7 protein-coding genes are annotated in these 15,491 nt (G+C 35.4%); all 7 read right to left on the minus strand.

Annotated features, from left to right (window positions below; genetic code table 11):
• Positions 1–96: 96 nt before the first annotated feature.
• Entirely contained in the window at positions 97–6,747 is a 6,651-nt protein-coding gene (locus tag AB5359_RS07965) for a YSIRK-type signal peptide-containing protein (protein ID WP_368280104.1), read from the minus strand.
• Between the two features lie 344 nt (positions 6,748–7,091).
• Positions 7,092–9,062: a fructose-specific PTS transporter subunit EIIC gene (locus AB5359_RS07970; protein WP_077410532.1), complete on the minus strand. Its 1,971-nt coding sequence runs from the start codon at positions 9,060–9,062 to the stop codon at positions 7,092–7,094.
• A gap of 40 nt (positions 9,063–9,102) precedes the next feature.
• Positions 9,103–10,017 (minus strand): 1-phosphofructokinase, encoded by a 915-nt coding sequence (gene pfkB / locus AB5359_RS07975; RefSeq protein ID WP_003649958.1) that lies wholly within the window; start codon positions 10,015–10,017, stop codon positions 9,103–9,105.
• Positions 10,014–10,772 carry a DeoR/GlpR family DNA-binding transcription regulator gene (locus AB5359_RS07980; protein ID WP_048685935.1) on the minus strand — a complete coding sequence of 253 codons (759 nt, stop codon included), beginning with the start codon at positions 10,770–10,772 and terminating at the stop codon, positions 10,014–10,016. The genes pfkB and AB5359_RS07980 overlap by 4 nt, the downstream gene beginning before the upstream one ends.
• Positions 10,773–10,938: 166 nt before the next feature.
• On the minus strand, positions 10,939–13,242 hold the full coding sequence (locus AB5359_RS07985) for a glycoside hydrolase family 31 protein (protein ID WP_048685937.1): 2,304 nt from the start codon (positions 13,240–13,242) through the stop codon (positions 10,939–10,941).
• Between the two features lie 92 nt (positions 13,243–13,334).
• On the minus strand, positions 13,335–14,561 hold the full coding sequence (locus tag AB5359_RS07990) for an ABC transporter permease (protein ID WP_048685940.1): 1,227 nt from the start codon (positions 14,559–14,561) through the stop codon (positions 13,335–13,337).
• The gene (locus AB5359_RS07995; RefSeq protein WP_048685942.1) at positions 14,554–15,450 is read right to left on the minus strand and encodes an ABC transporter ATP-binding protein; all 897 of its coding nucleotides are present in this window, start codon (positions 15,448–15,450) and stop codon (positions 14,554–14,556) included. The genes AB5359_RS07990 and AB5359_RS07995 overlap by 8 nt, the downstream gene beginning before the upstream one ends.
• Positions 15,451–15,491: the final 41 nt, after the last annotated feature.

Below are 15,491 nucleotides of genomic sequence, written 5' to 3' on the forward strand. Positions count from 1 at the left end.
CACTTTCCACTTTTATTATCCACACTCCACTATACTAAAAAACGCCACCCGGAGGTAGCGTTTTTCACAAAACTATTTTTATGCAACTAGCTTAGTCTAATTCTTCTTACGTTTTCTAGTGCCAGCTAAGCCTAAAATTGACGCAATTGTTGCTAAGCCTAGTCCAATAATTCCTACATTAGCATGTTTATGTCCTGTTTGAGGTAATGAAGCCTCATTAGTCGTTGCTGCTTCTACCTTTCCAGGTTCGTTATGTTCTACAGTTGAGACATTCTTAGCTGTATTATCAATAGAAATATTATCTGGAAGAGTATCAGCGTCAGATTTGTCTGGTTCTGTTGTTTCAGTTGGTTGTTTTTCTGAAACTTCTGGCTTGCCTGGTTCAACTGGTTGTTCTGGCTCTTCTGGCTTGCCTGGTTCAACTGGTTGCTCTGGTTCTTCCGGCTTACCCGGTTCAACTGGCTTTTCAGGTTCTTCCGGCTTGCCTGGTTCAACTGGTTTTTCAGAATTCTTACTGTAAACTACGGTTTCAGTAATATCCTCAGTATCACTATCTACATTTTCAACACTGCCAATTTCTTTTTTATCGGCCGTGTAGCCAGCAATTTCTGGAGAAATAACCTGTACAAATGTTGTGCCAGCAAGTGCAGTCCACTTAATTCCATCAGAAACTTTTCTACCATTTTCATCTAAAATAATGATTTCACCAGTCACTTTATCAATTACCGCTGTACCACGGAATCTTAAAGTTTGAACCACATCATCCTTTGCCTTAGTTCCGTCAGCGTAAACGTACTTAATTGTACGAGTAATGGTCTTATCTAAAGCAATTGAATCAAATGGATATTTCGGACCTTCAGGGTTGTCTGGATTAATTGGATCATCCTCTGTGAACTTATCATCAGGAGTAACAGTAATTGTACCGTGCTTGAATATCACATAGAAGGTCTTAGTTGTTTCGCCAAATTTACCACCAGTGTAACCGTCTTTAACTAGTTCGTAGCCTAAACTTTCGTAGTATTTGATCTTGTCAGCTGTACTGTAATTGATTGACTCATTGTATTTGCCATCAACCGTTGCTGTTTCAAGTGCTTTACCTGTAGTTTCATCAACGTAGATAATTTCAGCTTTCGCTGCATTAGCTGTGTAGACAACTTTGGTTTCAAGATTATTACTATCTTGGTTAATGCCTTCAACTGCATTCACAACTGGCTGATCTGGAGTGTAGCCACTAATTGTTGGAGAGATCACTTCAATGAAAGTTGTGCCATCCTTAGCTGTCCAAGTTAACTTACCTGGAATTGGTTTACCATTTTCGTCTAACTTAACATTACCGTTTTCATCTACTTCCACGTATTGGCCAGTTACCTTATCAATCACACCAGAACCAGTGAACGTTAAAGTCTGAGTATGACTTGGTTTAGCTACAGTACCGTCTGCGTAAACGTAGTAAATAGTATGTGTTACATCTTTATTCAAGTTTGCAGAGTCAGTTGGATATTTTGGTCCGTCTGGGTTATCAGGATTGATTGGCTCATCTGGTTTTCCTGGATTGTCTGGGTTTACTACCACTGTACCATGCTTGAATGTTACATAGAAGGTCTTAGTTGCTTCGCCAAATTCACCACCAGTGTAGCCATCTTTAACTAATTCATAGCCTAAACTTTCATAGTACTTGATCTTGTCTGCTGTACTATAGTTGATTGTTTCATTGTACTTGCCATCTACTGTATCTACTTCTAGCTCTTTGCCAATAGTTTCGTCAACATAGATAATTTCAGCTTTTGCTGCATTAGCCGTGTAAACAACTTTAGTTTCAATATTCTTGCTGTCTTGGTTAATTCCTTCAACTGCATTCACAACTGGCTGATCTGGAGTGTAGCCACTAATTGTTGGAGAGATCACTTCAATGAAAGTTGTGCCATCCTTTGCTGTCCAAGTTAACTTACCTGGAATTGGTTTACCATTTTCGTCTAACTTAACATTACCGTTTTCATCTACTTCCACGTATTGGCCAGTTACCTTATCAATCACACCAGAACCAGTGAACGTTAATGTTTGAGTGTGACTTGGTCTAGCTACAGTTCCGTTTGCGTAAACATAGTGAATAGTATGTGTTACATCTTTATTCAAGTTAGCTGAATCAGTCGGATATTTTGAACCTTCTGGATCGTTTGGATTAATTGGTTCATCAGGCTTTCCAGGATTTTCTGGATTTACAACTACAGTTCCATGTTTAAATGTTACATAGAATTTCTTAGTTGTTTCACCGAATTCACCACCAATATAACCATCTTTAACTAACTCGTAGCCTAAACCTTCATAGTACTTGATCTTATCAGTTGTACTATAGTTGATTGTTTCATTGTACTTGCCGTCTACTGTAGCTATTTCTAGCTCCTTACCAGTGGTTTCGTCAACGTAGACAATCTCAGCCTTAGCAGCATTAGCTGTGTAAGTTACAGTATGAACATAGTTTTCACTATCATGTGCCACATTTTCAACACCATCGATTTGCACGTGGCTAGGTGTATGACCTGTAATTTCTGGAGATGTAACAGCTAAGAAACTGTTTCCAAGCGTAGCCACCCAGTTTAACTTACCAGGAACTGGCTTACCGGCTGCATCTAGCTTAATGTTGCCATCTTCATCAACTTCTACATATTCACCAGTTACTTTATTAATGTGGCCAGATCCTGTAAATGTAATTGTCTGAGTATGGCTTGGATTTGCTGTTGTGCCATCAGCATAAACATAATGAACAGTATGTGTCACATCCTTATTTAAAGCACCGGAATCAGTTGGATATTTAACATCCCCGCCTGGATTAATGTTTTCACCAGGTTTTCCAGGATTTTCTGGATGAACGTGAACTACACCATGTTTAAATGTCACATAGAAAGTCTTAGTTGTCTCACCAAATTCACCGCCATTATAGCCATCTGAAACTAATTCGTAGCCCAAGTTTTCGTAGTATTTAATCTTATCAGCTGTACTGTAATTGATGACATCGCCGTATTTTCCATTTAGCATTACAGCTTCTAGTTCTTTACCAGTAGTCTTATCTACAAAAATAACCTTTGCATCGGCATCATTTGCAGTGTAAGTAACCACAATTACATTGCTTGGCATATCATGGGTCACTTTAGTTCCAGCAACATTAGCTTTGTCTGGTGTATAACCAGTTATAGTCGGGGAGCTCACTTCAGTAAACTTAGGATCTGAAACATTTGCATTCCATACAAGTTTGCCTTCAATTGGTTTCCCATCATCGCCAAGAATAACTTTACCGTTTTCATCAAGAACTACGTATTTTCCAGTTGTCTTATCTACAACTCCATAAGCAGTAAACTTAACAGTTTGCTTGTTACTTTCAGCTGCTGCATTTCCATTTGCATAAACATATTGGATCTCTTGAGTTACTTCTTTATTGTAATCTTCTGATCCATAGACTGGACTGTCAGGATCTTTAGGATCAATAATGATCAAATCTCTAGTTAAATGAACCTTAAAACTGTTCTTGGCTTCTTCTGCAGAATAGTAGTAATCTTTACCGAATTCGTAATCACTACTTACAAGTTTGTAGCCATTATTTTCAAACATTTTAAGCGTAGCTTCAGGATTTAAATTCCAACTAATGATGTGATCAACCTTACCATTAACAGTATCACTACCGATAACTTTTCCAGTTACATCATCAATATATTGAATCTGAGCAGTTTGCTGATTTGCATAGTAAAGAACTTCCTCAGTGATGTTATCCGAGTTACCACTTACTAAAACTGATTCTACTTGCAACCTATTTGCACCGTATCCTGAAATCTTTGGTGAATTTACTTGAGCAAAAGTATAGTTAGCATTGCCGTCTTCTGCAGTCCAAACAATATCGCTAATCCAAACTTTATCTACAAAGTCATATTGACCTTTTCCAATAAAGCTAACCTTTTGAGTAACAGAACTAGCAGCTACTTGCCCTTTATTAGGACCATCAGCATAGACATATGTAATGACACGATTTACTTCTTTAGTTTGTGAGTTTTCAGCTATTTTATGTTTCAGCGTAATTACATAGTCATTGCAGCCTGGGTTATAGTCTGCATCTCCAAAGACCGTAGTATACCCTAAAGGATTATTCACTAAAATGTAGCCATTATTTTCGTAATTCTTAATGCTGCCTAAGACGTTATCAATAACCTGGTAATTAATTACTTCACCATAATTTCCAGCAATATTGATAGTAGTACCAAGTTGTTTTTGAGATGTTTCATCCCAGAAAACAATTGTTCCTACCTGAGCTTTTTTATCGTAAATGATATTTTCTATCTTTAACTTTTCATTCTGCTCTACTTTATCTGCTGTACTCCACTTTTGATTAGTAGTGTAACCAATGATATCTGGAGATTTAAGAGATTCAAAAGTTGTCTTATCAGCAGTCCATTTTAGACTAGCATTTTTATTAGTAATCTCAGTAGCAATTAAGTCATTACCTACTTGTTGGGTACCAGCAACTAGGACAATATTTCCAGTTACTTTATCGCGATAACCAGTAGCAGTGAAAGTTGCTGTCTGAGTAGTTGAAGGACGTAGCTCATTACCCACTGTATCTACATAGTGAATATCTTTTTGAACTGTTTGCGATTCATTAACTGCTTCAAGCACATGCTTTAATTGAATTTCAAAGCTTAAATCATGTACACCAAACTGTGTTCCAGGCCTATAGTTATTACTAATAACTACATAGCCACTATCAAGCAAACTAGAGAGAGTAGCGTCTAAATCCACAAAGTTAATTTGAGCATGTACTTTTCCAGTAGCGTTTAATTGAGCAAGACTATTACGATCATTGTCCATATCAATAATTGTAATTGTAGCTTTTGCATCTTCACGTAAACGGTAAATTACTTTGATATCTTCACCTGGATTTTCAGGAATTACATATTCAATATCAGCAATGTATCCTGCAATAATTGGCGTATCGGTTCTACCAGCCTCTGTTGGATCAGTTAAATTATTATTAAACTTCACAGCATCTCCAATTTGATTACCATTTTCATCAACTGGAATAATTGACCCCAAGTCCTTGTAAATAAACTGTACTTCATGAGCTGAGTCAGTTACGAATGGATTTCTTGCAGTAAAGTTTTTATGAGTAAATTTAACTGATTTACCAGCTTCTACAGTATGACTTTCAATCACACGATCCATGTTACTGCCGTCATACATAAGAACTTCCATCTTACCTGTAGCATCAATTTGACGGTAAACCACAGTAAAGTCAACTGTTAATTGGTTAACAGTACCTTCTGTTCTATTGCCAGAACTGTAGTAAACCTTCTTGTAGTAACTACCATCACCAAATTGAGAAATAGTTCCAGTAAATGATCCACTAGGAATATTTGAGCCATCTAAATAAAAGCCATCAATTAGTTGTTTGTATTGATCAACATTATCGATAACAAATTCTTGTCCTGTCCAACCAGAAACACTAACATTAGGATATTTATCAGTACCTGGAATTTCAACTAAATTACCATCTTTATTGTGGTAGTAGTACTTAATTACAGATTCTTCAGTATGAACTGGAATAATTTCACCAACTGAACTTGCATCCAAGTTAGTAATATTTCCTAGGCCATAGACAATTTTTGTGCTACCCACAACTGTCGTAGCATTACCAACAGGCATTGAACTACCACCAACTGTGATATTAGATTTACCACTGTTTACAATTAAAAAGTCTCTATCGCTAACTTCAATTTTTTTGAAATATCCAGCTTTAATGATATGCTCAGCTATCAGATTTTTATAATCAGCATCAGTCACGTAAGCATAGAGATTTTCATCAGTTAAATCATTACGGTTTACAGATAGAATAAGTTTCTTATTACTACTATTCCAAGTTCCAGTATTATTTAAATTCAAAATCTGATATATATACTTGTCATTGCCAATTAAAGCACCAGCTTCTTTGGGATATTTATCTGTATCAGTTGCAGGAATAGTCACAGAAGCCTTACTTTGAACTTCTTTAACATCTGTTTGACCGGTAGTTTGATTGTTTTCTTCTACTACAGTTTCTTCAATTGGAGAAACTGCATTTTCAATCTTCGTTTCAGCTTCAACAGGAGCAGTTTCTGCTACCTTATCTGTAATCTCAGTTTTAGGTACTTCTTCTGTTGCAACTATTTCTGTGCTTTCACTTGAATTATTCGTTTCTACGCTAACTGCCTTATGTTCTTCGTTAGCTGTTTGAAGATTTTCTACATTAGTAGTTCCTTCTTCAACAGAAGGAATACTATCGTTTTTGGACTCATTATTTTGTTCATATGAGGGAGTTAAATTAGGCTCAACTGCTTGACTATTACTTAAGTGTTCAGTTGCTTCTGTACCTCCCCCATTTGTATTTTGAGCAGTCAGATTATTATCAATTGTTGTATTTTCAACTTCATTGTTTGTTTCTATTGAAGCCACTTTTGCTTGTTCTGCATTCAGAGCTTCACTTTGCTCTTCAGTACTTACTGTATTTTCAACATTTTCTTTTAAGCTATCAGCTAGATTACTTGTTACATTTACACTCTCTTCTTGAGCAACTGTAGTATCAGCTTTAACTGTTCGACCATTAACTCCCATAAAGGTTAACCCAATCAATACAGAGGCAGCCCCTACAGTAAACTTACGTATAGAGAAGCGTTGCTTTTGCGGTCTAATTTTCCGCATTTTTTCACTATAATTGTTCTTGGAAACCATAATTTTACCCTCATACTTCTAGTATTAGGTGAGTATTAAGTTATAGCTTTCATGCTAGCGATTAATTTATATAGTAATCGCTTACTTCACCTTTTATAATATTTATTTTTTACAATAAGTAAGTATACTGAGGATCTATGATCCAATTGTGTACAATTTGTGATTTTTGTGTGAATTTGCGGCTTGCCAATGTTATAAATTATTTGCTATATATCAATACATAATGCGGTACCATAAATACCATAATTTTAATCCTATACAAATCACAAATTTCTATATGTTATTTAATATACAAAAAAGCAAGATCCGATAAAATTGGAATCTTGCTTTTAAATTAATTATTTTTACTCATCTGGATCTTTAGAAATAGGTTTCTTCCAGAAACTCATGATTAATCCAGCTACAATAGAACCAATAATTGTAGCAACAAAGTAAAGTAGAATGTGGTTAGATAATGGAGATACCCATAATCCACCATGAGGAGCTGGTACTTGAATATGCCATAATCCTACAAGTAAGCCGCCCACTGCAGAACCAATTACACAGGAAGGAATAACACGACCTGGGTCAGCTGCAGCAAATGGAATAGCACCTTCAGTAATGAATGAGAATCCTAGAATCCAGTTTGAAACACCAGCACGACGTTCTTCTTTAGTGTAACGATTCTTAAAGAAAGTAGTACCAATTGCAGTAGCAAATGGAGGAACCATTCCACCTACCATAACAGCTGCAGTTGCAGAATGCGGATCATTAGCAAAAGCACCTGAAGCAAAGACGTAAGCAGCCTTGTTGAAAGGACCACCCATATCGATAGCCATCATCCCTGCTAGGATTAAAGTTAAAATTACGAGGTTTCCAGTCCCCATACTATTCAAGAAGTGGGTAATAGCAAAGTTAATTGAACTAAAGATTGGGTTGATGATGTAGAACATAATCAACGCAATGAAGAGTAAGCCCAAGATTGGGTAGATCAACATTGGCTTCATACCTTCTACAGATTTTGGAAGTTTAGCAAACAACTTCTTCAAGCCAATCATCATATATCCAGCGATAAAACCTGCGGCAATACCACCTAAGAAACCTGCTGGAGATACAGCATGAGCTTGAACATTAACTTGTAAGCCGTTAGTCCCATTAACAATGGCTGCCATGTAACCACCAACAAATCCTGGCATCAAAGCAGGCAAGTCACCGATTGACTCAGCAATATAAGCAGCTAAAACTGGAACCATGAAGGCAAAGGCCAAGTTACCTGCACTGTTTAAGAAAATAAATGCAGGATTCTTAGCACCACCAGCCATATAGTTTTCAACGATAAAGGAGATGGCCATTAAGATACCACCACCAATAACGAATGGAAGCATGTGGCTAATACCACTCATTAAGTTCTTGTAGATCGAAGCCCATAAGCCTTGTTTTTCTTTGGCACTATCATCGTTAGCACTAGCATTACTATCAGCATGATAAATCGGAGCTTTATTTTCTAAGATATCTTCAATTAACTCTTGTGGATGATTAATACCATCAACAACAGGCTTCATCACAAGTTCTTTGCCATCAAAACGTGGCATTTCAACTTTCTTATCAGAAGCAATAACAACACCTTTAGCGCGTTTGATCTCTTCAGGAGTAAGTCTGTCTTTCACACCTTCAGAACCATTAGTTTCAATTCGAACATCAACGCCTAATTTCTTACCAGCCTTAATTAAAGCTTCTTGAGCCATATAAGTGTGAGCAATACCATTAATACATGCAGTAACCCCAACAATTAGAGGTTTTTGCTCATTAGCAGGCTTAGCTGCTTCTTTTGCAGCTTCTGCTTTTCTTTTTTCAGCATCAGCCTTATCTTGAGCATCTTTTTCAGCTTCAGCCTTTTTAAAAATATCAATTACTTCTTCTGGCTTAGTTGCTGCCTTCAAAGCACTCACAACATCTGGATTAATTAATAAACTAGATAATTTGGCTAATGCTTGTAAGTGCGTATTATCAGCACCAGCTGGTGCTGTAATCATAAAGAATAAGTGAACTGGTTGACCATCAAGAGAATTATAATCAATTCCCTTAGGACTCTTTGCAAATAAAACAGCAGCACGGTTAATATATTTGTTTCTTGCATGTGGCATCGCAATTCCATCGCCAATACCAGTTGTTGATTCTTTTTCACGAGCCCAAATTGATTTAATGAATTCGTCTTCGTTATTCACAACGTCTTGCTTTACTTCAAGATCAGCCATTTCTTTAATTGCTTCTTCTTGAGTAGTAGCCTTAAGATCCATAATCATTAAATCAGGACTTAAAAGATCTTCAATTTTCATGAAAGTAACTCCTTATCCTAATTTTATTTTTTATTTTTAACTACTTTACTTCTTCAACTGTAATTTGTGGCAAAACAGTATCGATTTGACTCTTAACTGCAATGTCTTCAGTAAATGCAGTAGCTCCGCCGCAAGCAGATCCTACTTTCAATGCTTCAACAACATCATGAGTCTTGTAGTAAGTACCTACGAAACCAGCAATCATTGAATCTCCAGCCCCAACAGAGTTAACTGCAGTACCAACAGCGGCACTTGCATGATAAATGTGGTCCTTAGTTACTAGATAAGCACCATCACCCGCCATAGAAATCATGACATTTTGTGCTCCCATATCTAAAAGCTTCTTAGCTGCTTCAAGCATTTCTTTATCATTAGCAAAGCTTGTATTAAACAAAGCAGCTAATTCATGATGGTTAGGCTTGATAACTAATGGGTGATACTTCAAAGTTGCAAGTAAAGCTTCACCAGTTGTATCAATTGCAAATTCGGCACCGGCTTCTCTAATAGTTGGTAACAATTGCTCATAGAAATCTGTTGGTAAACTTGGTGCTAAACTACCGCTTAATACAACAATATCGCCTTCATTAAGATCATCCAAACGCGCCTTAAATGCAGTAATTTCTTGTTCATCAATCTTTGGACCAGCCGCATTAATTTCAGTTTCTTTTTGAGCATGAACTTTTACATTAACACGGGTATCATCAGAAATAGTTACAAAATCACTTTCGATTTTTTTAACGTTTAATTGGCGAACCAATTCCTTGCCAGTAAAACCACCGACAAAGCCCCAAGCAGTATTATCAACATCAAGTTGGTTTAAGATTTGCGAAACATTAATTCCCTTGCCACCAGCTAAAAATTGACAATCATTTGAACGATTAACGCTACCAGCATCAACCTTTTTTAATTGCATAACATAATCTAATGCTGGATTAACTGTAACAGTATAAATCATGACCGAGCCTCCTCAACTCTGATTTGTTTAGGTAGAAGATTCTTCTTGCCTATATTTAAATGGTTAGTGATGAGTATTGCCTCATTGATATGTGCAAAGCTTGCAAAATTTGCTGCTCCAATCTTACTACTATCCATTAAAACGAAAGCTTCTTTTGCTTGTTCAATAGCAGTCTTTTTTATTCCAGCTTCTGTAGGATCTGGAGTAGTAAATTGCCCTTCTGTTGTTAAACCGTTGGCACCAATAAATGAAACAGATAAATTCATTTCCTGCAGTTGTTTCATTGCAGTATTACCTACCACAGCATGTGTTTCAATCTTCGCCTCGCCCCCTAACAAGCGAGTCTGAATACCATTCTCTAAACATGCTAATGCAATATCAACACCATTGGTCAACACATGTAAATCCTTAATTTCTCGCAAAAATGACACCATTTCATACGTTGTCGTTCCAGCGTCAAGGAAAATATGGTCTCCACTAGTAATATGGTTTATTACGGCAAAACGAGCAATTTCACGCTTCTTATCAACATTAAGATTAAATCTAACCTGCTGTTCAACATCGCGTGAATAATCTTGCAATGAACGTGCACCACCATGTACACGTACAATTACACCACGTTTTTCTAATTCAATGAGGTCACGGCGAATTGTTGACTCTGACGACTTAGTCAACTTACATAACTCATTAACACGACAGATACTATGATTATTAATATAACTTGCTATCGCTTGTTGACGTTCTTCAGTCAGCATCGTTCATCATCACCTCGTTTAATATGATAAACGCTTTCAATTATAAAATCAATCATTTTTCTTCAAAATCGGTCATATTCATTCATTATTAGTCATAACTAACTTCATGAAAAGCTAAGCCTAAATAAAAAAGCTAACGACTTAATCGCTAACTTTTAATTTATTATCAAATTTGTATATACTTTTGATCCTTAAAAATAAAGTCTATTTTCTTGTCCATAGCTCTAAGCTCAATTCTTTGATAGATCGGTTGATAGCCATGTTTTTTCAAATTAATACTTGTTCTATTTTTATCAATATTTATCTCATACAAATTATATTCACCATTTTTATAAGCAAAATCAGCACCATTATCTTGATAATGCGTATAGTTACCATGTTCGCCAAACACTCTAAAGATCATCTTTTCATCTGGTTTAGATGAAATATGATTCTTCAATTTTCCCCAAGGCAAAATCGTATCTTTCTTAATAAATAAAGGCAATTTATCAAGCGGCGCATTAACTAAAATTGTATTGTTACCACTATACGTAACATTATTCCAAAAATCAATCCATTCACCTTGCGGTAAATAAACAGCTCTAAAGTTTTTCCCTTCTTCAACTACCGGTGCAACTAAAATTCTCGTACCAACCATATATTCATCATTCATATTTTTAACCATTGAATCAGTTGGATAGTTTAAAACTAAAGGTCGCATAAGTGGTAAGCCGTTTTTACTTTCTTTGACAAACAGGTCATAAAGGTAAGGAATAAAGTGATAACGAAGCTGCAAATATTTACGGTACGTTGATAAAGTTGGCTCGCCAAATACCCATGGTTCCTGCGAGCGTGTTCCTAAAGCTGCATGATTTCGAAGAAGTGGACTAAAAATTGCAGCTTCAATCCATCTTGTTAATAATTCAGGTGTAGTATCAGCACCAAATCCGCCAATATCAGTTCCTGCAAATGCAAACCCGCTCATTCCGAGATTGCATAACTGCGGAATCATCATTTGTAGATGAACCCATAAGCTTTGATTATCACCAGTCCAAACAGTAGAATATTTTTGCGTTCCAGCATAAGCAGCACGAGTAATCACGAATGGTCGCTTGCCACTTGCTTTCTTTAAGCCATTATAAGTTGCTTTAGCCATATTATGACCATAAACATTGTGTATTTTACCATGTGTTGATTTTTTATCTTCATCACTAAAAATGATATCTTCAGGAATTTCTCCATTAAATGAAGCTGGTTCATTCATATCATCCCAAATTCCGTCAACGCCTAAATCAACTAAGAACTTACAATTTTCTGCCCACCATTTTCTAACTGCTTTATGACCAAAATCAGGATAAACCGCATCCCCAGGCCAAACCTTATTAACATAAACTTGACCATTTGGCGCCTTGACAAAATAACCTTTTTTAAGTCCTTCTTGATAAATCTGATAAGATTCATCTTTTTTCACACCCGGGTCAATAATTGTAATAATGTGCAAACCTAATTTATGCAATTTATTGATAAATTTCTTGGGATCGTCATAGGTATCCGTCCGCCAAGTAAAAACACGATAGCCATCCATATAATCAATATCTAAATGAATCGCATCACATGGAAGATGATATTTACGCATTTTATCAACAATTTCTCCCACTTTCTCAGCACTAATGCTGTATCCCCAACGAGACTGTTGATAACCTAAAGTCCATTTCTGCGGCAGCGGCGTTCTACCAGTTAAATAGGTATAGTTTTCAACAACCTTTTTTAAACTACTGCCGCCAATAATGTAATAGTCAATATTTCCATCATCAGCTGCATAGTAGTAATACTTATTGCTTTCTTTTCCTAAATCAAAATAACTATGATACGTATTATCGAAAAAAATCCCATAGGGATGATTGTTTTTTAAACCAATTAAAAATGGAACAGATTTATAAAGTCGCATAAAGCTCTCTACTTGGGGCTCTGGATTATCAGTATTCCAATTTTCATAAGCATAGTGGCGTTTATTTAAAAATCCCGTCTTATCTCCCAAGCCGTAAAACTGTTCGTCTGCTGATAATTCCTTAACTAGTTCATAATAATGACTATTCTTTTCTGTACCAACTGCTACTTCATGTCCTTCAGATTCTGCTAATTTTTGATGGCTAGCATCTACTTGACGATCAAGCGGAATTCGGTTACCACGATAATCAATAATTAATGGATTTTCTTGTTCATCGTAAACATCAATTTTTTCATCATCATAAATTTTAATAATTAGTTTTGAAGTCTTCAGTTCAAAATAATTAGCTATTTTTTTAACTTTAAAACTTGTTTCTTTAGTCTTACTTCCTTCAATTGCATAAGAATTATTGCTACACCCGCGATCTTGAAATACACGAACTATTTCAGAAGTTAAAACAGATAAAGTAAGAATGGAATTAGTAAACTTTATTTTAACTTGATTGCGATCAATTATATATTTTTCCAAATTATTTCTATTCATATTCAGCCTCATCATCTTGTATTCGCCTCCAATTTTATCATAAAAAAGACCGCTCTCCTTTTGAACGAAGAGCAGTCATCTAATATAAATTTTTATTCTTTTATTCCTTGCAATGCACGTTTCATATTTTTCCACATGCCATTATCATCAGTTTGTAAAATTAAACTTGGGTAAATTTTTCTAATCCACAAAATCGATCCCATTAAAAATATCACTAAGATTACCATTGAAACCCCAGCTTCTAGATTTGTCGCATTTCCTTTAATTAGCCGAAGTGGCATTAAGAAAGAAGATAAAAATGGTACATAAGACATAATTATTGCAAAAATACTGTCGGGGTTATTAGACAAACTCATGCTGCTGAATAAACCAAGTAAAGTCAAATAAACTAGAGGTTGAACCGCCTTATTAGCATCTTCTGCCTTAGTTACAATTGCACCACAAACCGCAGCATAGACAATATATAGGATCAATCCTAAAATCACGAATACTAATCCCCATGAAATTATTTGTCCTAAAACTTGATCAATTGCCGGTTTTACTTGAGTAAAGGTTTCTTTAACTCTATCAATTTGTGGAGCTAAATAATAAAATCCAGAAAACATTAGTGCATAAATTATTAATTGTGTAAGAATTTCCATAAAAATCCCTAAAACTTTACCATCAAAATAATTTCCACCTGGCATACTTGAAAAGATCATTTCCATGATCTTAGTCCCTTTTTCACTGGCAATATCTTGCGCCATAATAGTGCTATAAGTCTGAACCAAAAAGTACAAAACAAAAATCAAAATCCAAAAAGTAGCCGTTTTCAAATTTTTCTCATCATTTGCATCCAGCTTTTTACTATTAGTTTTTTCAGTAAATTTAACTTTTTGAGAAAGTGATTTTAGCTGCTGCTCACTAAGTTTTGCATTCTTTAGATTAAGTACTTGTTGCTGGGCGTTTAAACCTCGCATCAATTCTTCTTTAAGATCACTATCAAGTCTTTCCGTACCATAGTAAGTCGCTTCTAACTGAGCAGAAGTATTTTCAACGACAATATAGCCACTAACGTCTCCAGCCTGATATGCTTTTTCAGCTTTTGTCTTATTCTTATACATATCAAAATCTTTGGTTTTCTTTAAAGGCTGAACTAAACCCTCGTTTTGGCTCACAATACCCACTTTTGTATTATCGTCAAAAGCCGAAGACGAACTCATTCCAAAGAAAAATGAAATAATTAACACAATAAATGGTGCAAAAATCATCAATAAAAATGACCAATTTTTAACTTCCCTGCGGTAGGTTTCTTTAGCTACTAACCAAGTCTTATTCATTATTTTCACCGGCTTTCAATTTAAAGATTTCATCTAAAGTTGGTGGTTCTTGATCAAAAGTTTGCAAATATTCTCCATGAGACAAAATTTTAAAAATTTCTTGGCCATAATTAGCTGCTGCTAGCCAAAGCTTATAAATACCATTATTTTGTAAAATAGCATTTTCTACCCCAGGTAATTTCTTGACCTCATCAAGTCCTAAATCTGCCCTAATAAATAGACGTGTTAGGCCAAAATTATTTCGCACTTCATTTACCGTACCATTTAAAACAAGATGACCATTGTTAATCATCACTACATCATCACATAATTCTTCAACATTAGACATGTCATGATCAGAAAATATAATTGTTGCACCACGCCTTTTTTCTTGAAGAATTACATTTTTAATTATTTCAACATTTACGGGATCTAAACCACTGAATGGCTCATCTAAAATAATTAAATTTGGCTGGTGAATAAGTGTTGCAATTAGTTGAATCTTTTGTTGGTTTCCTTTAGATAGACTCTTGATTTTATCAGTAGTCTTGCCCTTAACTTCTAATTTCTGCATCCAGTCCTGCAAATCATGCTTTACAGTATCTTTTTTCATGCCTTTTAAAATAGCTAAAAAGCTGACTTGGTCTAAAACTGTGAGCTTAGGCATTAAACTACGCTCTTCTGGCAAATACCCCACAGAATTGTAGTCACGGCTTGAAAAAGAACGATTATCAATAGTAATTTCGCCCTGATACTTAACAAACTTCAGAATGCTATGAAAAAGAGTAGTTTTTCCTGAGCCATTTTTACCAATTAAGCCTAATATTTTTCCATTATCTGCTTTGAAGTTAATATCAAATAAAACTTGTTTACTTCCAAAGCTTTTATTCAAATTTTTTACTTGTAACATAGCTTTTTCTTTCTAAATAAATTCTATTAAAGTTATGCCCA

Source organism: Lactobacillus sp. RTP31084st1_F9_RTP31084_210423 (assembly GCF_040919545.1).
GTDB classification, from domain to species: Bacteria; Bacillota; Bacilli; order Lactobacillales; family Lactobacillaceae; genus Lactobacillus; species Lactobacillus paragasseri.